This is a genomic window from Amycolatopsis rubida, from assembly GCF_900115345.1.
Taxonomy (GTDB): Bacteria; Actinomycetota; Actinomycetes; order Mycobacteriales; family Pseudonocardiaceae; genus Amycolatopsis; species Amycolatopsis rubida.
Genome location: NZ_FOWC01000005.1, coordinates 279121 through 303889, shown reverse-complemented (window position 1 = coordinate 303889; position 24769 = coordinate 279121). Strand labels below are relative to the sequence as shown.

Below are 24769 nucleotides of genomic sequence, written 5' to 3'. Positions count from 1 at the left end.
CGCGGACGCTGTGGCGGGGTGGTTTCGGCGGTACGGCGGGCTTTCGGGTATCGCGACCGGGGAAGCCGGTCTCGGCGTGGATGGTTACGGGCTTGCGTTGCGCTGGATTGCCGCGCGCTCGTCCTGATCTCGCGGACGCTGTGGCGGGGTGGTTTCGGCGGTACGGCGGGCTTTCGGGTATCGCGACCGGGGAAGCCGGTCTCGGCGTGGATGGTTACGGGCTCGCATTGTGCTGGATTGCCGCGCGCTCGTCCTGATCTCGCGGCGGACGCGGCGTGGTTCCGGCGGCGCGGCGGGCTTTCGGGTATCGCGGCCGGGAAGCCGGTCTCGGCGTGGACGGTTACGGGCTTGCGTTGTGCCGGATCGCCGCGCGCTCGTTCTCGTCCAGCGGCGGACGCGGCGTGGTTCCGGCAGGCTTTCCGACACCGCGACCGGCGCGATCGCGGGGCTTGATGCGGTCGGGCACGGCCTGCCGCTGCGCCGGGCAGCCGGGCGCTGGTCCGGGCCTCGCGGCGGAAGATCACCGCGCACCAGCCGAAAAGCAAGCCCCCGGCAAACCCGCCGTCCGACCGGCAGATGCGCGACGTGGTTCACCCATCCGGTGCTGCTGTCGCTACACTCGGCGATCATGCACCCGTTTCGTCGTGGGGGTCGGCGACCCGTGCGTCAGCTGCTCTCGCTGCTGATCGCCGGTTCCCTCGTTTCCGGGTGCAGCCAGACATCGGCCCAGCCGCAAGCCGAGGGCAGCGGGCACGGCGGCATCGCGGGCGGTGCGACGCAAACGCCGAAGGATCCGCCCCGGGCGGCGGACGTCGCGCTCGCCGCGGGGGCAGGCAGGCAAGGCCGCGGCGTGGTGGCGGCCGGGGCCGCGGACGCGTCCTACAACTACGGCCCGACCGTGATGGCCGAGAACGGCCGCACCCGGATCTGGTGGTGCAGCCAGTACAGCAGCGCCCCGCCGCCGGGCGACGACATCCTCTACGCCGAAGGTCCCTCGGCCGACGGACCCTTCACCGGGCCGGGTGGCGGCGCGCCCCCGGCGGTCCTGTCCGGCGCGCCCGGGAACTTCGACGGCATGCACACCTGCGACCCGTCCGTGCTGCGCGTGGGCGGCACCTACTTCATGTACTACACCGGCGCGGCGGGCGACCACGCGCTCGGCAACGCGATCGGCATGGCCACCAGCCCGGACGGCATCCACTGGACCCGTTCGAACGGCGGCAAACCGATTCTCGGCGCGTCCCACGACGCCCACCGCGCCAACGTCTACGGTGCCGGTCAGCCCTCGGTGGTCTTCCTCGACGGCTGGTACTACCTGATGTTCACCGACACCACCGGCCGCGCGGCGGGCTGGAACGGGGCGGGGCAGTTCGTGATCCGGGCGCACGACCCGGCGTTCCGCGAGGGCGTGGAAGCGTTGGGGGAGAAGGGATTCGAGCCCACCGCGACCACCGCCGCGCCGCGGACGCGTTCGGTGGTCGACGCGTTCAGCGTGGATCTGGAGTGGGTCGGCGCGCTCGACGCCTTCGCCATCGCCCACGAAACCGCCGACGGCACCACGATCACCTTCCGGGACCGCGATTTCACCATGCAGCCCTACAAACCGGTCGTGATCCCGGGCCCGTGGAAGGAGGGCCCCGGTCTCGTCCGCCGTCCGGACGGGCACGCGCCGACCTCGGTCAGCGATCCGTGCGACCTGGTTTCGCTGGACGTCGTGCGCGCCACCGAGACCGGCCCGACGGGCGCGCCGACCGGGCTGAAGCACTTCGGGCTGGACGTGAAAGGCGCGGGCGGCTGCTCCACGCCCTCGCGCAGCACGGCGACCTTCGACGGCGTCGCGATGCCGTCCCCGGACCGCATGATCGACCTCTACCGCCGCGGCGAGCGGATCCGGATCGACCGGCGTTCAGTCGCCGAGGTGCTCGCCGGGGAACTGGTGAACCGGCCGTTGCCGCAGGTGCCGGAGGTGCCGGTGAAAACCCGCCTGCGTTCGGGCGCGACCGTCGTGCACGCGTACGGCCGCGGCTACGGCATGGTCCTCGACGGGCAGCTTTACGGCCTGCCGGACACGACGATCGTGCCGCTCAACGGTTCCGGGGTGCAGGAGATCGACCCGCGACAGTGGGACGGCGCCGCGCGCGGTCTGCCGCTGGGCGGCTGACCGGAGACGGTTTCGGCTTCTCCGCTCGCGGGGCCGGGCTCGGCGGGAGTTCGAGTTCGCCGGAACGGCTGCCGGTGCCGTCTTCGTCCTCGTCGTCCGGCTCCGGCTCGGGCTCGGCGTCGGAATCCTCCGCCGGACGCCGGATCCGGCCGCCGACGAACAACCCCAGCCCGGCGGGCACCAGCACCAGCAGCGCGGAGAACGCCGCCCCGCCGGTGAGCGCGGCGCCCAGTTCGGAAACCCCGGTCTGGTCGACGAAGACCGCCCGCCCGATCACGTACAGGATGCCCGAGCACACGCCCGCGACCAGGGAGGCGATGAACCAGGCCCGCCCTCGGTCGCGCAGGCCGCGCCAGCCGTCGATCGCGCTCCACAGCGCCGCCAGGCCGACCAGTACGGCGATGGTGAGCGAAGTGAACAGCGTCTGGCCGGTCGGGTGGAACACGGACCACTTGGCGAGCAGCGTCATCGCGGCGGCGTGCACGACCGCCATGACCATCCCGCGCGTCAACCAGGCACCCAGCATGGACGGAGTGTAGGCGCGCCGAAGTTAACCGCCAGTAGGCCGTCCTCCTCGCCGCGCCGGAGCCCTGCTGGAACAGGAGGCCGGAAGCCGCTGGTTAAGCTGGCCGGGTGCCGGAAATCCACGCTCGCCGCCGCGCCGCGCTCGCCGCCCTGCTCCACGAGAACGGGGTCGACGCGCTGCTGGTCACCGATCTGCTCAACATCCGCTACCTGACCGGGTTCACCGGGTCGAACGCCGCGCTGCTGCTGCACGCGGGCGGCGACGCGAAGACCCTGTTCTGCACCGACGGGCGCTACACGACCCAGTCGGAAGCGGAGGTGCCCGACCTGGAGCGCTTGCTCGACCGTGCCAGCGCCCGGGCTCTCGCCGCGCACGCGGCGGAGCAGGGCTACGGCCGGGCCGGGTTCGAGAGCCAGCACGTGAGCGTCGAGGAGCACGAGAACCTCAAGGTGCGCTTCGACCGGGTCGAGCTGGTCCGCACGCCGGGGCTGGTCGAGCAGTTGCGGGTGGTCAAGGACGAGGTCGAGATCGCCGCGCTGCGCGCCGCGTGCGCCGCCGCCGACCGCGCGCTCGCCGCGCTGATCGAGGCCGGGGGAGTACGGCCGGGCCGGACCGAGCTGGAAGTGGCCCGCGACCTGGAGACCCGGATGCTGGAGCACGGTTCGGCCGGGATCTCCTTCGCATCCATCGTCGCCGCCGGGCCGAACTCGGCGATTCCGCACCACCGCCCGACCGGAGCCGAGCTGAGCCGCGGCGACTTCGTGAAGTTCGACTTCGGCGCCACGGTCGACGGCTACCACTCGGACATGACCCGCATGGTCGTCCTCGGCGAACCCGCGGACTGGCAGCGCGAGATCTACGACCTGGTGCACCGCGCGCAGGCGGCGGGCGCCGAGGCCGTCCGGCCCGGCGCGGTGGTGTCCGAAGTGGACGCCGCGGCCCGCTCGGTGATCGCCGACGCCGGGTACGGAGAGCAGTTCGCGCACGGTCTCGGCCACGGCGTCGGGCTGGAAGTGCATGAGGCACCGAGTCTCGCCGCGGCGGGCGTCGGTACACTGTCCGCCGGTATGGCGGTCACCGTCGAGCCCGGCGTGTACCTCGCGGGGCGCGGTGGCGTGCGCATCGAGGACACGCTCGTCGTGCGGGACTCCGGACCCGAACTCCTCACCCTGAGCACCAAGGACCTCGTGGCCGTCTGACGGCCGCGGCCGAAGAGATCGAACACAGGAGACCTGAAGACTCGTGGCCACCACCAACGACCTGAAGAACGGACTCGTCCTCAACCTGGACGGCCAGCTGTGGAGCGTCACCGCGTTCCAGCACGTCAAGCCGGGCAAGGGCGGTGCGTTCGTGCGCACCACGCTCAAGCACGTGCTGACCGGGAAGGTCGTCGACAAGACCTTCAACGCGGGCACGAAGGTCGAGACGGCCACGGTGGACCGCCGGAACATGACGTACCTGTACAAGGACGGCGCGGACTTCGTCTTCATGGACGGCGACACCTACGACCAGATCACCGTGCCCGCCGAGACCGTCGGCGACAACGCGAACTACATGCTCGAGAACACCGAGGTCCAGGTCGCGGTGCACGAGAGCGAGCCGCTGTACGTCGAGCTGCCGACCTCGGTCGAACTGGTCGTCCAGCACACCGACCCGGGCCTCCAGGGCGACCGTTCCACCGGCGGCACCAAGCCGGCGACGCTGGAGACCGGCGCGGAGATCCAGGTCCCGCTGTTCCTCTCGACCGGCGAGAAGATCAAGGTCGACACCCGCGACGGCCGTTACCTCGGCCGCGTCTCCAGCTGATGGCGGACAAGCTTCCCCCGCACCCGAACCGCGGCGGCGCGATCAGCAGGCGCCAAGCGCGCCGGCGCGCGGTCGAGATGATGTACGAGGCCGCCCAGCGGTCCGCCGACCCGGTCACGCTGCTGGCCGATCGGGTCGGCGCGGTCGAGGTCGACCCGGTCGCGGACTACACGATCGCCGTCGTGGAGGGCGTCACGGCCCGCCGCGAGCGGATCGACGAACTTCTCGCGGAACACTCGCAGGGCTGGACCCTTGAGCGGATGCCGCCGGTCGACTTGGCGGTCCTGCGCGTCGGCGTGTACGAGATGCTGTGGTCGGCGGACGTCCCCGACGCGGTCGCGATCGACGAAGCGGTCGGCCTCGCGAAGGAACTTTCGACGGACGACTCGCCGCGGTTCATCAACGGCGTGCTCGGCCGTATCGGCACGATCGCCGACCGGCTGCGCGCGGTCCTGTAGCTCTGGCGGCTCGGTAGTCAGAGGTCACCCGGCTGGGGGAAAGCACCACCTGAATGGCCGCTGCCTGATCGGGTCACCGCCGGGCCGCGGCGGCCGGACGCGAGGGGCGTCCGGGAGAAAATTGATCACCGAGCGGAATCAGAACCGGTCGGCGGGCGCCATTCGCGGCGGGCGGACCCGGGCGGTCGCGCGGCGATCAGGTGAGTTCGGAGCGGCGGTCTTCCCGTATCGCTGCGGTGAGTGAGCATCCCGCGGGGGAGCGCCCCAGCTGGACCCGGCCAGCGGGGAAATCCGGTGCACGGCAAGGGAATTCGCCGGGAAACCAGAAATCCGGAGCGGGAACCGGCGTGGACGAGGACGCGGTCCCCAGCGTCGCGGCGTGGAGCGGGGCGAGGAAACAGCCCCGGCGTCGCGGCCGGAAGCGGCGAGGATGCAGGCCCGGCCCCGCGGCCTGGAACGGGAAACACGCCGGAATCCGGCTCTCAGCGCGGCTGACACGAGGAATTCCGCCGGTTCTCGCCGGTTTGCCGCGCGGCGGAAAACAGCAGTCATCGGCCGGGGGCACCCTGGATCGATCGAGGTTGGTTCAGCCGAGTGTGGTGGAGCCAAGCCGGTCGGCGTTGGGGGGGGGCTAGCTGGATCAATCGAGGTTGGTTCGGCCGAGCGCCGCGGACCTAAGCAGGTCGGCGCTCGCGGGCACCCTGGATCAATCGGGGTCGGCCCGGCCGAGTGCCGCGGACCCAAGCAGGTCGGCGCTCGCGGGCAAGCTGAATCAACCGAGGCCGAGGCCGAGGCCGGACGCGGCGGCGGAGAACGTCGGCTGGAGCCCGAAGCGCGGCGGGCGTTCCCGGTTCCCCGGGTGCGGGAAGCCCGCCGCGTCGTGCACGGCCGTCGCCGCCATCAGTGCTCAGTCCTCTTTGGACGGGCGGGCTTCCGGCGGGAGGACGCCCCAGTCGATGAGCTGCTCGGTCAGCTCGCCGGGGGTCATGTCGTAGATGATGGCGAGCGAGCGCAGGTCCTCGGTGCGGATGGAGAGCACCTTGCCGTTGTAGTCGCCGCGCTGGCTCTGGATCGTGGCCGCGTACCGGGCGAGCGGGCCGACCTTCTCCGCGGGGAGCTGCTGGAGCCGCTCCAGGTTGATCACGATCTTCGTGGCGGGCTCGGCTCCCGAGGGGACCCGGCCCTCCGGCAGCAGTTCGACCACCGGCACGCCGTAGAAGTCCGCCAGCTCGGCCAGCTTCTGGACGGTGACCGCCCGGTCGCCGCGCTCGTACGAGCCGACCACGACGGCCTTCCAGCGGCCGCCGGACTTCTGCTCGACCCCGTGCAGGGACAGGCCTTGCTGCTGGCGGATCCCGCGGAGCTTGGCCCCGAGCGCCTTGGCGTAATCGCCCATCTGGTGGTTCTCCGTTTCATCGCCCCTGCCCGGCCGGGAGGACCGGAGCCGGGGACTCCTCGAGTCGAATACTCAGAGTAATGGTTACGCATAGTTGTCACCAGGTCAAGCAGAAGGTCGGTCCGCGCAGGTGGCGGCCGTGCGCGTACCACCCGGAAGACTGATTGACCGGTCCTGCTACTGTCGGTGCGGTTTCCGGCAGCAGCCGGTTGCCGACGTCCTTTAAGGACCCGTCCAGAGAGGCGGGGAAGGAGGTCCGCCTTGTCGTCACGTCCGCGTGGCGCGGCGGAGCCGGCGGGAGAGCGCGAGCTGCTGTCCGCCGGTGATGTCGCGCGCACGATCGCGAGGATGGCCCACCAGGTCATCGAGAAGACCGCTCTCGGAGCCGGTCCGCCGGAGCAGTACCCGGTGCTGCTCGGCATCCCCACCCGCGGCACTCCGCTGGCCGCGCGCCTCGCCGGGAAGATCGGCGAGTTCGCCGGGGCCGCGCCGCCGCACGGCGCCCTCGACGTCACCCTTTACCGCGACGATCTCCGCCGCCGTCCGCCGCGTGCGCTCGAACAGACGCAGCTGCCGCCGGGCGGGATCGACAACCGGGTCGTCATCCTCGTCGACGACGTCCTGTTCTCCGGCCGCACCATCCGCGCCGCCCTCGACGCCCTGCGCGACCACGGCCGCCCGCGTGCCGTCCAGCTCGCGGTGCTCGTCGACCGCGGCCACCGCGAGCTGCCGATCCGCGCCGACTACGTCGGCAAGAACGTGCCCACCGCGCGCGCCGAAGGCGTCTCCGTGCTGCTGTCGGAAACCGACGGCCGGGACGCGGTGCTGCTGCGCGCGCCGGAAGGAGAAACCCGGTGAAGCACCTGCTCGCCACCGACGGGCTCGACGCGGACACCGCGACCGCCGTGCTCGACACCGCCGACGAGCTCAAGCACACGCTGCTCGGCCGCGAGGTCAAGAAGCTGCCGACGCTGCGCGGCCGCACCGTGATCACGCTGTTCTACGAAAACTCGACGCGCACCCGGGTGTCGTTCGAGATCGCCGGGAAGTGGATGAGCGCGGACGTGATCAACGTCTCGGCGTCCAGTTCCTCGGTGAACAAGGGCGAATCGCTGCGGGACACCGCGCTCACGCTGGCTGCCGCGGGCGCCGACTGCGTGATCATCCGGCACCCCGCCTCGGGGGCCGCGCACCGGCTGTCGGGCTGGCTCGCCGGTCCGGGCACCGCGGTGGTCAACGCGGGCGACGGCATGCACGAGCACCCCACCCAGGCGCTGCTGGACGCGGCGACACTGCGCGAACGCCTCGGTTCCCTGCAGGACCGGCGGATCGCGATTGTCGGCGACGTCCTGCACAGCCGGGTCGCGCGGTCGAACATCCACCTGCTCAGCACTCTCGGCGCGGAGGTGGTGCTCGTCGCGCCGCCGACGCTGCTGCCGGTCGGGGTGGAGAAGCTGCCGGTCAGCGTGTCGCACGACCTCGACGCCGAGCTGCCCGCGGTCGACGCGGTGATGATGCTGCGCGTCCAGGCGGAGCGCATGACGGGCGGGGGCCCTGGGCAGAGCTTTTTCCCCTCCGCGCGAGAATATTCGATCTCCTACGGGCTCTCCGAACGCCGCCAGGCGCTGCTGCCGGACCACGCCGTCGTGCTGCACCCCGGCCCGATGCTGCGCGGCATGGAGATCGCCTCCGCGGTCGCGGATTCCCCCTCCTCGGCCATTACCGAACAGGTCCGCAACGGCGTGCACGTGCGCATGGCGGTCCTCTACCACCTGCTGGCCAGTGAAGGAGCTGCCGCGTGAGCATCGTGATCAAGGGCGCCCGCCCGTACGGCGAGGGCGAGCCGGCGGACGTCCTGATCTCCGACGGCGTGATCGCCGCGATCGGCGCGGTGAACGTTCCCGAGGGCGCCGAAGTGCTCGACGCCAAGGGCCAGGTCCTGCTGCCCGGGTTCGTCGACCTGCACACGCACCTGCGCGAGCCGGGCCGCGAAGACACCGAGACCGTCGACACCGGGTCCGCCGCCGCGGCGCTGGGCGGCTACACCGCCGTGTTCGCCATGGCCAACACCGATCCGGTCGCCGACAACGCGCTCGTCACCGACCACGTGTGGCGGCGCGGGCAGGAGGTCGGCCTGGTCGACGTCCACCCGGTCGGCGCGGTCACCGTCGGGCTCAAGGGCGAGAAGCTCGCCGAACTGGGCACGATGGCCAAGGGCACCGCGGCGGTGCGGGTCTTCTCCGACGACGGCGTGTGCGTCGCGGACCCGCTGCTGATGCGCCGCGCGCTGGAGTACTCGACCGCGCTCGACGCAGTGATCGCCCAGCACGCCGAGGAGCCGCGGCTCACCGTCGGCGCGCAGGCGCACGAGGGTGAGCAGGCGTCGCGGCTCGGCTACCCGGGCTGGCCGGCGTCGGCGGAGGAGTCGATCGTCGCGCGCGACTGCCTGCTGGCGCTGCACGCGAACGCGCGGCTGCACGTCTGCCACGTCTCCACCGCGGGCACTGTCGACATCCTGCGCTGGGCGAAGGAACGCGGCACGAAGGTGTCGGCCGAGGTCACGCCGCACCACCTGCTGCTGACCGACGACCGGCTGGAGAGCTACGACCCGGTCAACAAGGTCAACCCGCCGCTGCGCACCGGCGGCGACGCGGAGAAGCTGCGCGCCGCGCTGGCCGAGGGCGTCGTGGACTGCGTCGCCACCGACCACGCGCCGCACGCCACGCAGGAGAAGGACACCGAATGGGCCGCGGCCCGGCCCGGCATGCTCGGCCTGCAGACCGCGCTGTCGGTGGTCGTCGAGACGATGGTCAAGACCGGCCTGCTCGACTGGCGCGGCGTCGCCCGCGTGATGAGCGAGCGGCCCGCGGAGGTCGGGAACCTGGCCGGGCACGGCCGTCCGATCGAGGCGGGCGAACCGGCGAACCTGACGCTGGTCGACCCGGACGCCGAATGGACCGTGCGCGGGGCGGACCTGGCCAGCATCGCGGCCAACACCCCGTACGAGGGAATGCGGTTGCCCGGCGTGGTGACGGCGACTCTGCTGCGCGGGCGGATCACTGCGCGCGAAGGGAAGATCTGCTGATGGAGCGGTTGCTGCTGACGCTGGGGATCGTCGCGTTCTTCCTGCTGTGCCTGTGGGGCATGTGGGCCGGCTGGCGGCGCAAGGCGCGTTCGCAGAGCGCGCGGATCGCCCCGTTCCCGGAGATCCCGGCCGAGCCCGGCGAGTTCCAGCTCGAATCGACCGGCGTGTGCGTGGGCACCACGACCGCGGGCGACTGGCAGGACCGAGTCGTCACGCGAGGCGCGGGCCCGCGCTCCGGCGCGGTCTGGCGGCTGCACCCGGACGGGGTGGCCGTGGAACGCGGCGGGCTGCCGGACTTCTGGATCCCGCGCGCCTCGATCACCGGGATCCGCCGCGACTCGCGGCTCGCCGGGAAGGTTACCGGCACCGACGTGCTGCTGGTGATCACCTGGCAGCTCGGCGACGTCGCGCTGGACACCGGATTCCGCGGCGACGACCTCGACGACTATCCGCACTGGATCGAAGAACTTTCCGATCACGACATCAAGGGAGGTGCCCAGTGAGCACCGGCACTCGCGGCCCCGCCGCCCTGGTTCTCGAAGACGGCCGGGTGTTCCGCGGCGCGGCGTACGGCGCGCGCGGGCGGACCCTGGGCGAGGCGGTGTTCTGCACCGGCATGACGGGTTACCAGGAAACGCTGACCGATCCGTCGTACCACCGGCAGATCGTGGTGCAGACGGCGCCGCAGATCGGCAACACCGGCTGGAACGACGAGGACGACGAATCGGCCCGGATCTGGGTTTCCGGTTACGTGGTGCGCGATCCCGCGCGCACTCCGTCGAACTGGCGCTCGAAGCGGTCGCTGGACGAGGAACTGGTGCGCCAGGGCGTGGTCGGGATTTCCGAGGTGGACACCCGGACGCTGACGCGGCACCTGCGCGAGCAGGGCGCGATGCGCGCCGGGGTGTTCTCCGGCGACGCGCTGGGCAGCGACGAGCAGATGGTCGCGGAGGTGCTGGCGAGCCCGCCGATGAAGGGCGCGGATCTCGCCGGCGAGGTCTCCACGGACAAGCCTTATGTCGTTGCGGCGCAAGGGGAAAAGCGGTTCCGCGTCGCGGCGCTGGACCTCGGGATCAAATCGAACACGCCGCGGCTGATGGCGCGGCGGGGCATCGAGGTGCACGTCCTGCCGTCGAGCACGAGCGCGGAGGAACTGCTGGCGCTGGAGCCGGACGGGGTGTTCCTGTCCAACGGCCCGGGCGACCCGGCGACGACCGCGCACGCGACGGCGCTGACGAAAACCGTGCTGGAGCAACGGATTCCGCTGTTCGGGATCTGCTTCGGCAACCAGATCCTGGGCCGGGCACTGGGTTTGGGCACCTACAAGATGCGGTACGGGCACCGGGGGATCAACATCCCGGTGATCGACGTGGCGACCGGGCGGGTCGCGATCACCGCGCAGAACCACGGTTTCGCCCTCGAAGGCGAGCCGGGCCAGCGGTTCGATTCCCCTTACGGGGCCGCGCGGATCAGCCACTACTGCCCGAACGACGACACCGTCGAGGGCGTCCGCGCGTTCGACGTGCCCGCGTTTTCCGTGCAGTACCACCCCGAAGCGGCCGCGGGTCCGCACGACGCCGCGCCGCTGTTCGACGAATTCGTTGAGTTGATGGAGAAGAAGGCCTGATGCCGAAGAGGACGGACATCCAGCACGTGCTGGTGATCGGCTCCGGGCCGATCGTGATCGGGCAGGCGGCCGAGTTCGACTACTCGGGCACGCAGGCCTGCCGGGTGCTGCGCAGCGAGGGCCTGCGCGTGTCCCTGGTGAACTCGAATCCGGCGACGATCATGACGGATCCGGAGTTCGCGGACGCGACCTACATCGAGCCGGTGACGCCGGACTTCGTGGAAAAGGTCATCGCCGCCGAGCGCCCGGACGCGATCCTGGCGACGCTGGGCGGGCAGACCGCGCTGAACTGCGCGGTGGCGCTGCACGAGCGCGGCGTGCTGGAGAAGTACGGCGTGGAGCTGATCGGCGCGGACATCGACGCCATCCAGCGCGGCGAGGACCGGCAGAAGTTCAAGGACATCGTGCGCACGATCGGCGCGGACGTCCCGCGGTCGCGGGTGTGCCACGACATGGACGAGGTCCGCGCGACGGTCGGGGAACTCGGTCTGCCGGTGGTCATCCGGCCCTCGTTCACCATGGGCGGCCTCGGCTCGGGCATGGCGCACACGCCCGAGGACCTGGAGCGGCTGGCGTCGACGGGGCTCACCGAGTCCCCGGTGACGGAGGTGCTGATCGAGGAGAGCGTGCTCGGCTGGAAGGAGTACGAGCTCGAACTGATGCGCGACAAGCACGACAACGTGGTGGTCGTGTGCTCGATCGAGAACGTGGACGCGATGGGCGTGCACACCGGCGACTCGGTCACCGTGGCGCCGACGATGACGCTGACCGACCGCGAATACCAGGTGATGCGCGACGTCGGGATCGCGGTGCTGCGCGAGGTCGGCGTGGACACCGGCGGCTGCAACATCCAGTTCGCGTTCAACCCCGAGGACGGCCGGATGGTCGTGATCGAGATGAACCCGCGCGTGTCCCGCTCGTCCGCGCTGGCGTCGAAGGCGACGGGTTTCCCGATCGCGAAGATCGCCGCGAAGCTGGCGATCGGCTACACCCTCGACGAGATCCGCAACGACATCACCGGCGAGACCCCGGCCTCGTTCGAGCCCGCGCTGGACTACGTGGTGGTGAAGGTGCCGCGGTTCGCGTTCGAGAAGTTCCCCGGCGCGGACCCGACGCTGACCACGACGATGAAGTCGGTGGGCGAGGCGATGTCGTTCGGCCGCAGTTTCCCGGAAGCACTGGGGAAGGCGATGCGGTCGATCGAGACGAAGGCGACCGGGTTCTGGACGCTGCCCGACCCCGAGGGCGCCACCGCCGAGTCCGCTTTGGACTCGCTGCGCACCCCGCACGAAGGCCGCCTCTACGAGGTGGAACTGGCGCTGCGGCTGGGCGCGACCGTCCAGCAGGTGCACGAGGCGTCCGGGATCGACCCGTGGTTCATCGACCAGGTCGCGCTGATCGGCGAGGTCGGCGCGGAGGTCCGCGACGCCCCGGTGCTCGACGGCGACCTGCTGCGGCGGGCGAAGCGCACCGGCCTGTCCGACCGGCAGATCGCGGCTTTGCGGCCGGAACTGGCGGGCGAGGACGGCGTGCGGGCGCTGCGGCACCGGCTGGGGGTGCGGCCGGTGTTCAAGACGGTCGACACCTGCGCGGCGGAGTTCGCGGCGAAGACCCCGTACCACTACTCGGCCTACGAGACCGACCCCGCCGCGACCTCCGAGGTCGCCGCGCAGAGCGACAAGCCGAAGGTGCTGATCCTCGGGTCGGGGCCGAACCGGATCGGGCAGGGCATCGAGTTCGACTACTCGTGCGTGCACGCGGCGATCGCGTTGCGCGAGGCCGGGTTCGAGGCCGTGATGGTCAACTGCAACCCGGAAACCGTGTCCACGGACTACGACACCAGCGACCGGCTGTACTTCGAGCCGCTGTCGTTCGAGGACGTGCTGGAGGTCGTGCACGCCGAGCAGCAGTCCGGCACGGTGGCCGGGGTGATCGTGCAACTGGGCGGGCAGACCCCGCTCGGGCTCGCGCAGCGGCTGGCCGACGCCGGGGTGCCGGTGGTCGGGACGCCGCCGGAGGCGATCGACCTGGCCGAGGACCGCGGCGCGTTCGGCGAGGTCCTCACCGCCGCCGGGCTGCCCGCGCCGAAGTACGGGACGGCGACCTCGTTCGAGGGCGCTAAGCGGATCGCCGACGAGATCGGCTACCCGGTCCTGGTCCGCCCGTCCTACGTGCTGGGCGGGCGCGGCATGGAGATCGTCTACGACGAGGAGTCCCTCGCCGGCTACATCCGCCGCGCCACCGAGGTCACCCCGGAGCACCCGGTGCTGGTCGACCGGTTCCTCGACGACGCGATCGAGATCGACGTGGACGCCCTGTTCGACGGCGAGGACCTCTACCTCGGCGGCGTGATGGAGCACATCGAGGAGGCCGGGATCCACTCCGGCGACTCCTCCTGCGCGCTGCCGCCGATCACCCTCGGCGCGCAGGACCTCGACGCGGTCCGCCGCTCCACCGAGGCCATCGCCCGCGGCGTCGGCGTCCGCGGCCTGCTGAACGTGCAGTACGCGCTCAAGGACGACGTGCTCTACGTCCTGGAAGCCAACCCGCGCGCCTCCCGCACCGTCCCGTTCGTCTCCAAGGCCACCGCGGTCCCGCTCGCGAAGGCCGCCGCGCTGGTGATGACCGGCTCGACGATCAAGGACCTGCGCGCTTCGGGCGTGCTGCCCGCCGAGGGCGACGGCGGCCGGATGCCCGCCGATTCCCCGGTCGCGGTCAAGGAAGCCGTCCTGCCGTTCCACCGGTTCCGCACGCCGGAAGGACACGGCGTCGACTCCCTGCTCGGCCCGGAAATGAAATCCACCGGCGAAGTCATGGGCGTCGACACCTCCTTCGGGAAAGCATTCGCGAAATCGCAAAGCGGTGCCTACGGATCCCTCCCCACCTCGGGCCGGGTATTCGTCTCCGTCGCCAACCGCGACAAGCGTTCGCTGGTCTTCCCGGTGAAGCGGCTGGCCGATCTCGGCTTCGAGATCCTCGCCACCTCCGGCACCGCGGAAGTGTTGCGGCGCAACGGAGTCGCCTGTTCGGTGGTGCGCAAGCACTCCGAGCCGGACCCGGGCGCGGGCGAGCCGAACATCGTCGACGTGATCCTCGCAGGCGACGTCGACATGGTGATCAACACGCCGTACGGAAACAGCGGACCGCGCGTGGACGGTTACGAAATCCGGACTGCCGCGGTGTCGCGCGACATTCCGTGCGTCACCACGGTGCAGGGCGCCGCGGCGGCCGTGCACGGCATCGAAGCGCTGATCCGCGGCGACATCGGCGTGCGCAGCCTCCAGGACCTCCAGGCGGCGCTGAAGGCGACGTCGTGACCGCCCGATTCGGGGCCCGGCTCGCCGGAGCCGTGGCCGCGCGCGGGTCGCTGTGCGCCGGGATCGACCCGCATCCGGGCCTGATCGAGGCGTGGGGCCTGCCGCTCGACGCGAGCGGGCTCGAACGCTTCGCGCTCAGCGCCGCGGAGACGCTGGGCGAGGTGGCGGCGATCGTGAAGCCGCAGTCGGCGTTCTTCGAGGCGTTCGGGTCCGCCGGGGTGGCGGTGCTCGAACGCGTCGTAGACGTGGCCCACGACGCCGGGGCGCTCGTCCTGCTGGACGTGAAGCGCGGTGACATCGGCTCGACGATGGCGGCCTATACGGCGGCGTACGTGGCCGAGAAGGCGGCTTTCACCGCAGACGCGGCCACGGTGTCGCCGTACCTCGGCTTCGGCGCGCTCGACGCAGCTGTCGCGGCGGCGCGCGAAGCGGGCAACGGGCTCTTCGTGCTCGCGCGCACGTCCAACCCGGAAGCGGACGCGTTGCAGCGCGCGCGGCTCGAAGACGGCCGTACGGTCGCTCAGAGCGTCGTAGACGCTGCGGCGGACCACAACGCAGGTGCTGAGCCGTACGGCGACGTCGGCGTGGTCGTAGGGGCCACTGTGGCTCCTGGGGAGGTCGACCTGAGCCGGCTCAACGGACCGGTGCTCGCGCCCGGTTTCGGGGCGCAGGGGGCAACTGAGGCGGATTTGCGGGCAGTCTTCGGGGAAGGCCTCCCGGGCCTGCTCCCGGCCTCGTCGCGCGACCTGCTGCGCCACGGCCCGGACCCGGCGGCGTTACGCCGTGCGGCCCAAGAGGTGAACGGCCGGTTGGCGGGACTGCGCGGAAAAGGCCAATAGCAGGCCCCGGAATCGCGCTCCACCAGCCACCCCCGCATTGTGGCCCCTGCTCAGGGGTGGGTACCGTCGCGTCACCCACCCAGACGTGAGAACTACCGGAGGAAAACGTGGCACTTCCCCAGCTGACAGAGGAACAGCGTGCTGCGGCGCTGGAGAAGGCCGCCGCCGCCCGCCGCATCCGTGCTGAGCTGAAGGAGCGGCTGAAGCGGGGCGGTACCACTCTGGTCGACGTGCTGAAGCAGGCCGAGGAGAACGAAGTCCTCGGCAAGATGAAGGTTTCGGCCTTGCTCGAGGCGCTCCCCGGCGTCGGCAAGGTCCGGGCCCAGCAGACGATGGAACGACTGGAGATCGCCCCCAGCCGCAGGCTCCGCGGGCTCGGCGACCGGCAGCGCAAGGCGCTGCTGGCCGAGTTCAGCGGCGAGTGAGCGGCGTCGGTCAGGACTACCCGGTGACCCGGGGCGCCGACCGCGGCGGTGAGCCGGTGGCAGGAGATCTCTCCCGCCCCCGGCTCACCGTCGTCTCCGGCCCTTCCGGCGTCGGGAAGTCGAGTGTGGTGGGACAGCTGCGCCTGCTCGAGCCGAACCTGTACTTCAGCGTTTCGGTGACGACGCGGGCGCCGCGGCCGGGCGAGGTCGACGGAAACCATTACCACTTCGTGGATTCCGCCGAATTCGACCGGATGGTGGCCGGGAACCGGCTGCTGGAGTGGGCCGAGTTCGCGGGCAACCGGTACGGCACGCCGCGCGAGCCGGTCGAGCAGGCATTGGCGGAGGGCCGTCCGGCGGTGCTGGAGATCGAACTGCAGGGCGCGCGCCAGGTCCGGGCCGCGATGCCGGAGGCGCGGCTGGTCATGCTGATGCCGCCGTCCTGGGAAGAACTGGTCGGCAGGCTCACCGGCCGGGGCACCGAGACCGAGGCCGCGGTGGCCGCCCGGCTGGCCGAGGCGGAACGCGAACTGGCCGCGGCCGGGGAGTTCGACGAACGGGTCGTGAACGCCGACGTCGAGGTCGCCGCGCGGCGGTTGCTAGACTTGATTGCCGGCGGTGGCGATTCCGCCGCCGAACGATGTGACGATACGGAGCACCACGAGTGACTGTGCAACAGGCGACGCTGGAAGAGCTCGAAGGCATCACCAACCCGCCGATCGACGACCTGCTTGAGAAGGTCTCCTCGAAGTACGCGCTGGTGATCTACTCGGCCAAGCGGGCCCGGCAGATCAACGACTACTACGCGCAGCTGGGCGAGGGCCTGCTGGAGTACGTGGGCCCGCTGGTCGAGCCCGGCCCCCGTGAGAAGCCGCTGTCGATCGCGCTGCGCGAGATCCACGGCGGGCTGCTTGAGCACACCGAGGGTGAATGACGCCAAGCCCAGGGTCGTCCTGGGCGTGGGCGGCGGCATCGCCGCCTACAAGGCGTGCGAGGTCCTGCGGGGCCTCACCGAATCCGGGCACGACGTCCGCGTCGTGCCCACCGAGGCCGCGCTGAACTTCGTCGGCGCGGCGACCTTCGAGGCACTGTCCGGGAACCCGGTGCACACCGGGGTCTTCACCGAGGTGCCCGAGGTGCAGCACGTGCGGGCCGGCAAAGAAGCCGACCTCGTGCTGGTCGTCCCGGCGACCGCGAACCTGCTGGCCAAGGCCGCGCACGGGCTCGCCGACGACCTCCTGACGAACACCCTGCTCACCGCCCGGTGCCCGGTCGCGTTCTTCCCGGCGATGCACACCGAGATGTGGGAGCACCCGGCCACCCGCGACAACGTGGCACTGCTGCGCTCGCGCGGCCTGGTCGTCACCGAACCCGCCGCGGGCAGGCTCACGGGCGTCGACACCGGCAAGGGACGGCTCGCCGACCCGGCCGAGATCGTCGACCTGGCCCGGCTGCTGCTCGCCGAGCCTGGCGCGTTGCCGCGGGACCTCGAAGGCCTCCGCGTGGTGATTTCCGCGGGCGGCACCCGCGAACCGCTGGACCCGGTCCGCTTCCTGGGCAACCGCTCGTCCGGCAAACAGGGCTTCGCGCTCGCCCGGGTCGCCGCGCAGCGCGGCGCCGAGGTGACGCTGGTCGCCGGGCATACCGACGAACTGCCGTCCCCCGCCGGCGCGACGCTGCAGCGCGTGTCCACCGCGGAGGAGATGCGCAAAGCGGTGCACGCCGCCGCGGCGGACGCGGATGTCGTCGTGATGGCCGCCGCGGTCGCGGATTTCCGGCCCGCGACGCTGGCCGACCACAAGATCAAGAAGTCCGAGGACAGCCCGGACCCGGTCCTCACGCTCGACCGCAACGCCGACATCCTCGCCGAACTGGTGCGAGAACGGCGTTCCGGGCAGATCGTGGTGGGTTTCGCCGCGGAAACCGGCGACGAGAACGGCAGCGTGCTCGACCACGCCCGCGCCAAGCTCCGCCGCAAGGGCGCGGATCTGCTCGTGGTCAACGCGGTCGGCGACGGAAAAGCCTTTGGCACCGAGGACAACGCGGGCTGGCTGCTCGCCTCGGACGGCACTGAGCAGGTCATCTCGCAGGGCGCTAAAGCCCGGCTGGCGGCCACATTGTGGGATGCCGTAACAGCGTTGATCGAACGTCGACTCTAGCTACAGGCCCGCTGGGTAGGGTGGGCTGTGCCAGGAGCGCCTGAAATACCGGTGGGGCGCCATCGCTTGACCGAGGGAAGTGACGAGGTCGTGTCTGCGTCCACGAAAAGGCTGTTCACGTCGGAATCCGTGACGGAAGGCCACCCCGACAAGATCTGTGACGCCATCAGCGACTCGATCCTCGACGGCCTGCTGACCAAGGACCCGCGCAGCCGGGTCGCGGTCGAGACCCTGATCACGACGGGCCAGGTGCACGTCGCGGGCGAGGTGACGACCGAGGCCTACGCGGACATCCCCACCATCGTGCGGGACGTCATCCTGCGCATCGGCTACGACTCGTCGGCCAAGGGCTTCGACGGCAACTCCTGCGGCGTGAACGTGGCGATCGGCTCGCAGTCCCCGGACATCGCGCAGGGCGTCGACACCGCGTACGAATCGCGCGTGGAATCGGACGAGGACGAGATCAACCGCCAGGGCGCGGGCGACCAGGGCCTGATGTTCGGCTACGCCTGCTCGGACACGCCCGAGCTGATGCCGCTCCCGATCGCGCTCGCACACCGCCTGTCGCGCCGGCTGACCGCGGTCCGCAAGGACGGCGTGCTGCCGTACCTGCGCCCGGACGGCAAGACCCAGGTCACCATCGAGTACGCGGGCGAACAGCCGGTGCGGCTCGACACCGTCGTGGTCTCCACCCAGCACGCGGACGGGATCGACCTGGAGCAGATGCTCGGGGTCGACGTGCGCAAGCACGTCGTGCAGCCGGAGCTGGCCGAACTGGGCCTCGACACCGGCGGCACCCGTCTCCTGGTGAACCCGACCGGCCGCTTCGTGATCGGCGGCCCGATGGGCGACGCCGGGCTCACCGGCCGCAAAATCATCGTCGACACCTACGGCGGCATGGCCCGCCACGGCGGCGGCGCGTTCTCCGGCAAGGACCCGTCCAAGGTGGACCGTTCGGCCGCGTACGCGATGCGCTGGGTGGCCAAGAACGTGGTCGCCGCGGGCCTGGCCGGACGGGTCGAGGTGCAGGTGGCGTACGCGATCGGCAAGGCCGCCCCGGTGGGCCTGTTCGTCGAGACGTTCGGCACCGAGACGGTCGATCCGAGCAAGATCCAGTCGGCCATCAGCGAGGTCTTCGACCTGCGCCCCGCCGCGATCATCCGCGACCTGGACCTGCTGCGCCCGATCTACGCCCCGACCGCCGCGTACGGCCACTTCGGCCGCCCCGACCTGAACCTCCCGTGGGAAAGCACCGCCCGCGCCGACGCCCTGCGCTCGCTGGCAGGCGCCTGACCCGCTGTCCGTGAGCCACCCTCATTGACTCTGATTCCCCCAGGGTTCCCCTCACGACCCGCCGTCGTTTCGTGAGGGGAACCCTCACGGCCCGTTCTCCCGGCTCGTCCGGCCGCACGGTGCCGAGAACCGCAGCCAGCGGACCCAACGCGTCGAGGCAGCCAGCCCGTCCCGCATCCCGGAACCGTCAGCACACTCGGGCCTCGCCGCACCCTTCCCTCGGCAACAGGACTGTCGGACCAGTCTGGTAGAGATCTTCCAGTGACCAGCTCCGAGCCCACCCCCCTATGGGACCTCCCGGAGCCTCCGCGCTCCACCCCGGAGCCGAAGGCCACCCCGGCGAAGAAGACCCCCCGCAAACCCGCCCGCTCCCGCAAAGGCCAGCAAACCCCCGCCCCGGAACTCCCGGTCGCGAAGATCGCCGTAGACATTCCCCTGGCCCACCTGGACCGCACCTTCGACTACCAGGTCCCGGAAAAACTGCACGAATCCGCGGTCCCCGGCTGCCGAGTCCGGGTGCGCTTCGCCGGTCAGCTCGTCGACGGCTACCTCATCGAACGCACCGACACGACGGAATACGAGCGAAAACTCGCCTACCTGGAACGCGTCACCTCAAGCGAGCCCGTCCTCCCGCCCTCGCTGCACGCCGTCTGCCGCTCGGTAGCCGACCGGTACGCCGGAACCCTCTCCGACGTCCTGCGCCTGGCCTTGCCCCCAAGGCACGCGAAGGCAGAAGGCGAACCACCCGCGGCACCGGCCCCCGCGCCGGACGCGCCGGACGTCTCCGCCTGGTCCCGCTACCACCACGGCGAAGCCTTCCTGGAAGCGATCGCCGAATCCCGCCAAGCGAACGCGGTCTGGCAAGCACTCCCCGGCGAGGACTGGCCGCGCCGCCTGGCCGAAGCAGCCGCCACCGCGGCCGCCCGAGGCCGAGGTGCGGTCCTGGTAGTCCCGGACCACCGCGACCTCACCCGGGTGCACGAGGCGTGCATCGAACTGGTGGGGGAGCAGGGCGTCGCCGCGCTGATCGCCGGGCTGGGACCGGCCGAACGGTACCGTCGCTGGCTTTCCGTGCTGCGCGGTGCGGTCCGCGTGGTGGTCGGCACTCGCGCGGCGATGTTCGCGCCCGTCGCCGATCCCGGTCTGTTCGTCGTCTGGGACGACGGCGACGATCTGCACCTGGATCCGCATGCCCCGTACCCGCACGTGCGGGATGTGCTGATGGATCGGGCCCACGCCACGAAATCGGCGTTCCTGGCCGGCGGATTCGCCCGGACCGCCGAGGCGCAGCTGCTGGTGGAATCCGGCTGGGCGCAACAGATCCAGGCCGGTCGCGCCGAACTCCGCGCCGCCGCCCCGCGGGTGACCCCGGTCGGCGAGGACTTCGACGTGGCGCGCGACGAAGCCGCCCGGGTCGCCCGGCTGCCCGCGGTCGCGTTCGAAGCCGCGCGCCAAGCTTTCGCCGCCGGACTGCCGGCTTTGGTCCAGGTTCCGCGCCGCGGTTACGTTCCCGGATTGTCGTGCGGCCACTGCCGGACGCCCGCCCACTGCCGTCGCTGCGCCGGTCCGCTCGCGTTGCCCGGCGGGTCGGCGGACGGCGCCCCGCGCCCGCCCGCCTGCCGGTGGTGCGGTGTCCCGGAGACCGCTTTCCGTTGCCCCGCTTGCGGTTCCGTCCGGTTGCGGGCGGTGGTGGTCGGCGCGAAACGCACCGCCGAAGAACTGGGCCGGGCCTTCCCCGGGGTTCCGGTCCGGACCTCCGGCGCGACCGAAGTGCTGGCGACCGTCCCGGGTCGCCCGGCGCTGGTGGTCTGCACGCCAGGCGCGGAGCCGGTCGCCGAAGGCGGGTACGGCGCGGCGCTGCTGCTGGACGGCTGGGCGTTGCTGGGACGTCAGGATCTGCGTGCCGCGGAAGAAACTCTCCGCCGCTGGATGGCCGCAGGCTCGCTGGTCCGCCCGGCGTCGGGCGGGGGCCGGGTGATCGTCGGCGCGGAAGGCGGGCTGGCGGTGGTGCAGGCTCTGGTGCGCTGGGACCCGGCCTGGCACGCGAGCCAGGAATTGGACCAGCGCCGGGAACTCGGTTTCCCGCCCGCGATGCGGATGGCGAGCGTCGAGGGCAGCCCGGCCGCGGTGGCGAGCGTGCTCGACGACCTTCCGCTGCCGGGCAGCGGCGAGGTGCTGGGTCCGGTCCCGCTGGGCGATTACGACGACGAGGGCAACGCGGAACGAGAACGGGCGCTGGTGCGGGTGGCCCGCCCGGACGGCCGCGCCCTGGCGACGGTGGTGCGCGACGCGGTGGCCCGCCGGGACGCCCGGAAAGCGGTCGAGCCGGTGCGGGTGCAGCTGGATCCGCTGGACCTGATCTAGGAACGGGGACGTTCGGCAGCGCGCTGACCCAGTGCGGCCGGGACGCGGTCGTGCACCTGGCTTCCGCCGCCGCGCACACCCGCGAACACGACTGGATCCGCTGAACCCCGCCCAGCCGACCGCTCATTCCCGCGCCGAACCTCGCGACAGAAGCGGTTTTCCGCACTACTGCGCGGTTTCCGTTTGAACCGGCTCGTCCCGGGGTGTATGGGAAACGTGAAAACCGGGGGAGGGGCGCGGCGGCGCGGGGCGGCCGGTTGCTCCGTTCGCCGGATCGCGCTGCGGCATTCGCCGTCTTCGCGGCTCCCGGGCGCACACATACTCTTGAGGCCGGGCGGCCAAGATCAGGACCGCGGCCAGGGCCTGCCGCTCGCGTGCCCCGGTCCCGCGGACAGGAGTCGGCGTTGATGGGCGAGGTCTCGATCCGGCCGGCTGAGCAGGCGGACCTCGCGGCGCTGGCGGAGGTCCTCGGCGACCAGGGGTTTTTCGAGGACCGGTTCACCCGGCAGGCGAAAGGGCTCGGCGTCCTGTTCGCCGCGTGGTGCTCCGCGCGGCCGGTCGGCGACGTGTACCTCTGGCTCGAAGACGCCGAGGAGCCGCCGATCCGCGGCCATCTGCCGGGCGTCCCGCTGCTGACTCACCTGGAAGTGGCCCCGGAGGCGCGCAACCGCGGCATCGGCGCGGCTCTCGTGCGCGCGGTCGAGGACTACCTGGTCGGCCACGGGCACGCGTTGGGCGCGCTCGCGGTCCGCACGGACAACACTCGCGCCGCCCGGCTGTACCGCCGCCTCGGCTACCACGACTGGGGCCACGGCACGGTCGTCTGCTACGCCGAGCGCGTTTCGCCGGACGGGCGCACGACTTCCGAAGCTGAGCGCTGCCACGTGCTGGTGAAGCGGCTGCCGGACGACCGTCCCGCGCCGCTCGCCGGCCGCACCCGCGGCGAACGCTGAACCTTCAGGACTTGTGCACGATCTCCGAGATCCCCAGCGTGTCGAAAGCGGCGTCGGGATCGCCCGCCGAAGCGTGCCGCGCGCGCAGCGACAGCAGATGCGTCTGCCACGTGTCCCGGTCCCGCTGCCAAGCGCGCAGGTACCGGACGCACAAGTCCGGCTCGATCAGCAGGCTGCGGCCGTGCGCGGCCTTCAGCGCCGCGCGCATCCGGTCCTCGTACCCGCCGGTCAGGTAGGGCGCGTCCTGGACCTGGCGCAGCGTGGTGCGGATGAACGCCCGGCGGCTTTCCAGGAAGTCCGCCCAGTACGCGGCGTTCGCGTCGGCGATGCCGCGACCGTTGTCCAGCAGGCAGTAGATGCCCTCGGCGAGCGTGTCGCCCAGTTCCTCCGACCGGGCGCGCACGGTGTTGCGATAGGGGTCGTAGTCGTGCTGGTAGGCGAAGCTGGTGACCGCGGTGGCGCGCAAACCGGTTCCGCTGAGGAGGAAAAACCAGTCCTCGTTGTAGATGTCCGGGAAGAACGAGGAGAACGCGTCGCGCCCGAGCGCCAGCGCGCCGCCGCCGACGAACGTGTCCTGTTTTCCGCCGGACTCGCGGTAGGCGTGGCACACCACGGAGTTGTCCGGCATGCCGATGTTGGCGAGGCCCGCCGCCGCGTACTCGTCGAGCAGGCCCGCGGCGGCGCGCAGGTTGCTCGGCCGCGGAAGCGGGATGTCCTTGTGCGGGTACAGCCGGATGTCGTCGTCGAGGAACAGGATGCGCTGCCAGCCCGCCAGGTCGGCGACGAGCACGCCGAGGTTGCGCTTGAAGCTCGTGTCGGTTCGGCGCAGCAGGCGCTTCGCCTGCAGCAGCTTGCTCGTCGCGAACGGCGGGACGGCGCCGAGACCGGCGGCCTCGTCGGTGTCGATCGCGCGGACTCGCACCCCGGCGCGCTTCGCGGCGAGCACCGCGTCGGTCGCGCGCGCGTTCTTGCTGCACAGCAGCAGAAGCGTGGCGTCGACTTCGCGGGCGGCGCGGAAAGCGTCCTTGAGATAGGCGGCGGGGCGGCCGTTGGGCACGACGATCGCGTCCAGCCTGGCCTGCGGCGCGTCTTCGGCGGCGACGTGATGCAGCAGCCGCTGATGCGTCGTGTGCTGTGCCGGCGCTGCGACGGTCGCGGTCATGTGAGGCTCGATTCTGGCCACTCGTGCAGCCGGTTTTCTGGCAGGGTCCAGTCAGGGGTGAGCCCCTGGTTGTCGAAGACCGGGACCCGGCTGATGATGCTGAAGGAATCCGCGCCCGCGAAGCGCCGGTCGAGGTAGGCCTGGTTGCGGTCGCGGAAGCGGCGGTCGGTCAGCGCTCGTACGGCCCCGAGGGTGCCGCGGCTGTACATTCCGTTGCACACGGTCACGGTGCGCTTGCGGTTGAGCGGGCTGACGCCGTGGTAAAAATGCGCGACGTCCTCAAGCAGGACGCCGTTGCGCAGTTTGGCGCTGAACATCTGGGACGTGCCGTCCGGGCGGGTCACTTCGAACCCGCTGTCCAGCTGGTCCTCGTCGCCCTTGCGGCTGATCTGGCGGACCGGCACGTCGACCCGGTCGAGCAGCGCGCGCGTCTGCGGGTTCCAGTCGACGCCGCCGAGCAGCACCAGGTGCGCGGTGTACTCGTCCGCCGACAGGGTCGTGTTCTGGTCGGTGGTGCGGAAGGTGACGTTGCTCGCCGGGTTGCACGCGCGGATGTGGCCGTAGAGCTCGACCAGCGCGTCCGGGTCGGCGTAGGTGTAGAGGTTCACGAAGTCCGGGCTGGACGGGTCGGTGTAGGAGATCCGGTACTTCTCCGGCAGCTGCGCGCAGACGATCACGATGTCCTGGTTCGGCGGGAAGTGCCACAGGCTCGACGGGGCGAAGACCGGCTGGGCGGGCGGGTCGTCGAGGTCGCCGCGCAGCGCCTGGAGCTCCGCGAGCAGCTCCTTGCGGACGGTGTGCTCGTCGTCGGTCAGGTTCTCGATGCCGAGGAGGTGGAGTTTGGGGCCCTGCACCGAACGGCGGGTGGCGAAGAAGGTCGCGTACGCCTCGAGGCGCGGAGGCGGGGGCGTCACCGGTTTCGCCACGTTCTCCCACGACGACAGCAGGCCGGTGCTCACGCCGAAGGCCTCGGCGAGCTGCTTCTGGGTGAGCACCACGTCGGACCAGCTCTCCTTGCGCAGGGTACGCAGGCGAGCGGCGAGCGCCGGGTTGGGCTGAGACACGACTTCAGACCCTTCAGTGAAGTTCAGTCAGGCGTGAATGGCGGGGATTCTACACCCGGGACGCCGGGATGGCCGGACGGGCCGGGGTCGAGTGTCAGCGAGCGTTCAGGGGTGGCCAATCGCGGACTAGACCC

At 71.3% G+C, this 24769-nt stretch carries 23 protein-coding genes and 1 pseudogene; 19 read left to right on the top strand and 5 right to left on the bottom strand.

Features of this window, described 5'->3' with window-relative positions; genetic code table 11:
* Positions 1–22 precede the first annotated feature (22 nt).
* Positions 23–127 (top strand): annotated as a pseudogene (locus BM362_RS50910) (type II 3-dehydroquinate dehydratase); the annotation flags it as partial.
* A gap of 543 nt (positions 128–670) precedes the next feature.
* Positions 671–2161, top strand: a complete 1491-nt coding sequence (locus BM362_RS21875) for a glycoside hydrolase family protein (RefSeq protein WP_208865298.1) — start codon at positions 671–673, stop codon at positions 2159–2161.
* Here the strand turns inward: BM362_RS21875 and BM362_RS50640 are convergent.
* Positions 2085–2687, bottom strand: coding sequence for a B-4DMT family transporter (locus BM362_RS50640; protein WP_093574350.1), 603 nt, complete (start codon positions 2685–2687; stop codon positions 2085–2087). The genes BM362_RS21875 and BM362_RS50640 overlap by 77 nt on opposite strands.
* 107 nt (positions 2688–2794) lie before the next feature.
* Here BM362_RS50640 and BM362_RS21865 point away from each other — a divergent pair, with 107 nt between their 5' ends.
* From BM362_RS21865 to nusB, 3 genes are read left to right on the top strand one after another with little or no spacing between them, the layout of a single operon-like run.
* A complete protein-coding gene (locus BM362_RS21865) occupies positions 2795–3886 on the top strand; it encodes a M24 family metallopeptidase (RefSeq protein WP_093574349.1) in 1092 nt (363 codons plus the stop codon).
* A 43-nt stretch (positions 3887–3929) separates the two neighbouring features.
* Positions 3930–4493 carry an elongation factor P gene (gene efp / locus BM362_RS21860; protein WP_067579277.1) on the top strand — a complete coding sequence of 188 codons (564 nt, stop codon included), beginning with the start codon at positions 3930–3932 and terminating at the stop codon, positions 4491–4493.
* Positions 4493–4951 (top strand): transcription antitermination factor NusB, encoded by a 459-nt coding sequence (gene nusB, locus BM362_RS21855; RefSeq protein ID WP_067579275.1) that lies wholly within the window; start codon positions 4493–4495, stop codon positions 4949–4951. Before efp ends, nusB begins: the two co-directional genes overlap by 1 nt.
* Before the next feature lie 772 nt (positions 4952–5723).
* Here the strand turns inward: nusB and BM362_RS49990 are convergent.
* Positions 5724–5852, bottom strand: a complete 129-nt coding sequence (locus BM362_RS49990) for a hypothetical protein (RefSeq protein ID WP_255366064.1) — start codon at positions 5850–5852, stop codon at positions 5724–5726.
* A gap of 6 nt (positions 5853–5858) precedes the next feature.
* Positions 5859–6347, bottom strand: a complete 489-nt coding sequence (gene bldD, locus BM362_RS21850; RefSeq protein WP_003096372.1) for a transcriptional regulator BldD — start codon at positions 6345–6347, stop codon at positions 5859–5861.
* Between the two features lie 261 nt (positions 6348–6608).
* Here bldD and pyrR point away from each other — a divergent pair, with 261 nt between their 5' ends.
* The 14 genes from pyrR (at position 6609) to BM362_RS21780 (ending at position 22409) form a co-directional block, all read left to right on the top strand.
* Complete coding sequence (gene pyrR, locus BM362_RS21845; RefSeq protein ID WP_067579273.1) at positions 6609–7205, top strand: bifunctional pyr operon transcriptional regulator/uracil phosphoribosyltransferase PyrR; 597 nt, start codon at positions 6609–6611, stop codon at positions 7203–7205.
* Entirely contained in the window at positions 7202–8149 is a 948-nt protein-coding gene (locus BM362_RS21840) for an aspartate carbamoyltransferase catalytic subunit (protein ID WP_067579271.1), read from the top strand. Before pyrR ends, BM362_RS21840 begins: the two co-directional genes overlap by 4 nt.
* Positions 8146–9432 (top strand): dihydroorotase, encoded by a 1287-nt coding sequence (locus BM362_RS21835; protein WP_093574348.1) that lies wholly within the window; start codon positions 8146–8148, stop codon positions 9430–9432. Before BM362_RS21840 ends, BM362_RS21835 begins: the two co-directional genes overlap by 4 nt.
* Positions 9432–9935, top strand: coding sequence for a PH-like domain-containing protein (locus BM362_RS21830; RefSeq protein ID WP_067579267.1), 504 nt, complete (start codon positions 9432–9434; stop codon positions 9933–9935). The genes BM362_RS21835 and BM362_RS21830 overlap by 1 nt, the downstream gene beginning before the upstream one ends.
* Entirely contained in the window at positions 9932–11059 is a 1128-nt protein-coding gene (gene carA / locus BM362_RS21825) for a glutamine-hydrolyzing carbamoyl-phosphate synthase small subunit (protein WP_093574347.1), read from the top strand. The genes BM362_RS21830 and carA overlap by 4 nt, the downstream gene beginning before the upstream one ends.
* Entirely contained in the window at positions 11059–14376 is a 3318-nt protein-coding gene (gene carB / locus BM362_RS21820) for a carbamoyl-phosphate synthase large subunit (protein ID WP_067579263.1), read from the top strand. Before carA ends, carB begins: the two co-directional genes overlap by 1 nt.
* Entirely contained in the window at positions 14373–15215 is an 843-nt protein-coding gene (gene pyrF / locus BM362_RS21815) for an orotidine-5'-phosphate decarboxylase (protein ID WP_067579261.1), read from the top strand. Before carB ends, pyrF begins: the two co-directional genes overlap by 4 nt.
* Before the next feature lie 107 nt (positions 15216–15322).
* On the top strand, positions 15323–15640 hold the full coding sequence (mihF, locus tag BM362_RS21810; protein ID WP_003096398.1) for an integration host factor, actinobacterial type: 318 nt from the start codon (positions 15323–15325) through the stop codon (positions 15638–15640).
* Positions 15637–16308 (top strand): guanylate kinase, encoded by a 672-nt coding sequence (gene gmk, locus BM362_RS21805; RefSeq protein WP_067579259.1) that lies wholly within the window; start codon positions 15637–15639, stop codon positions 16306–16308. The genes mihF and gmk overlap by 4 nt, the downstream gene beginning before the upstream one ends.
* Positions 16305–16574: a DNA-directed RNA polymerase subunit omega gene (gene rpoZ, locus BM362_RS21800; protein WP_020658117.1), complete on the top strand. Its 270-nt coding sequence runs from the start codon at positions 16305–16307 to the stop codon at positions 16572–16574. Before gmk ends, rpoZ begins: the two co-directional genes overlap by 4 nt.
* Positions 16567–17799, top strand: coding sequence for a bifunctional phosphopantothenoylcysteine decarboxylase/phosphopantothenate--cysteine ligase CoaBC (coaBC, locus tag BM362_RS21795; RefSeq protein WP_161269694.1), 1233 nt, complete (start codon positions 16567–16569; stop codon positions 17797–17799). Before rpoZ ends, coaBC begins: the two co-directional genes overlap by 8 nt.
* A 90-nt stretch (positions 17800–17889) precedes the next feature.
* Positions 17890–19092, top strand: a complete 1203-nt coding sequence (gene metK / locus BM362_RS21790; RefSeq protein WP_067580141.1) for a methionine adenosyltransferase — start codon at positions 17890–17892, stop codon at positions 19090–19092.
* Between the two features lie 261 nt (positions 19093–19353).
* Positions 19354–21456, top strand: coding sequence for a primosomal protein N' (locus BM362_RS21785; protein WP_067579256.1), 2103 nt, complete (start codon positions 19354–19356; stop codon positions 21454–21456).
* 407 nt (positions 21457–21863) lie between these two features.
* Positions 21864–22409: a GNAT family N-acetyltransferase gene (locus tag BM362_RS21780; protein ID WP_093574346.1), complete on the top strand. Its 546-nt coding sequence runs from the start codon at positions 21864–21866 to the stop codon at positions 22407–22409.
* A 4-nt stretch (positions 22410–22413) separates the two neighbouring features.
* Here the strand turns inward: BM362_RS21780 and BM362_RS21775 are convergent, their stop codons facing one another.
* Together BM362_RS21775 and BM362_RS21770 are read right to left on the bottom strand one after the other, a co-directional pair.
* Positions 22414–23571 (bottom strand): hypothetical protein, encoded by a 1158-nt coding sequence (locus tag BM362_RS21775; protein ID WP_067579252.1) that lies wholly within the window; start codon positions 23569–23571, stop codon positions 22414–22416.
* Positions 23568–24635 carry a helix-turn-helix domain-containing protein gene (locus tag BM362_RS21770; RefSeq protein ID WP_093574345.1) on the bottom strand — a complete coding sequence of 356 codons (1068 nt, stop codon included), beginning with the start codon at positions 24633–24635 and terminating at the stop codon, positions 23568–23570. Before BM362_RS21770 ends, BM362_RS21775 begins: the two co-directional genes overlap by 4 nt.
* Positions 24636–24769 lie beyond the last annotated feature (134 nt).

Bases quoted from the DNA above. Each gene is read 5' to 3' on its own strand.
- BM362_RS21775 (WP_067579252.1), bottom strand. From the start codon at position 23,571: ATGACCGCGACCGTCGCAGCGCCGGCACAGCACACGACGCATCAGCGG.
- BM362_RS21780 (WP_093574346.1), top strand. From the start codon at position 21,864: ATGGGCGAGGTCTCGATCCGGCCGGCTGAGCAGGCGGACCTCGCGGCG.
- carB (WP_067579263.1), top strand. From the start codon at position 11,059: ATGCCGAAGAGGACGGACATCCAGCACGTGCTGGTGATCGGCTCCGGG.
- bldD (WP_003096372.1), bottom strand. From the start codon at position 6,347: ATGGGCGATTACGCCAAGGCGCTCGGGGCCAAGCTCCGCGGGATCCGC.
- BM362_RS21830 (WP_067579267.1), top strand. From the start codon at position 9,432: ATGGAGCGGTTGCTGCTGACGCTGGGGATCGTCGCGTTCTTCCTGCTG.
- BM362_RS49990 (WP_255366064.1), bottom strand. From the start codon at position 5,852: ATGGCGGCGACGGCCGTGCACGACGCGGCGGGCTTCCCGCACCCGGGG.
- nusB (WP_067579275.1), top strand. From the start codon at position 4,493: ATGGCGGACAAGCTTCCCCCGCACCCGAACCGCGGCGGCGCGATCAGC.
- BM362_RS50640 (WP_093574350.1), bottom strand. From the start codon at position 2,687: ATGCTGGGTGCCTGGTTGACGCGCGGGATGGTCATGGCGGTCGTGCAC.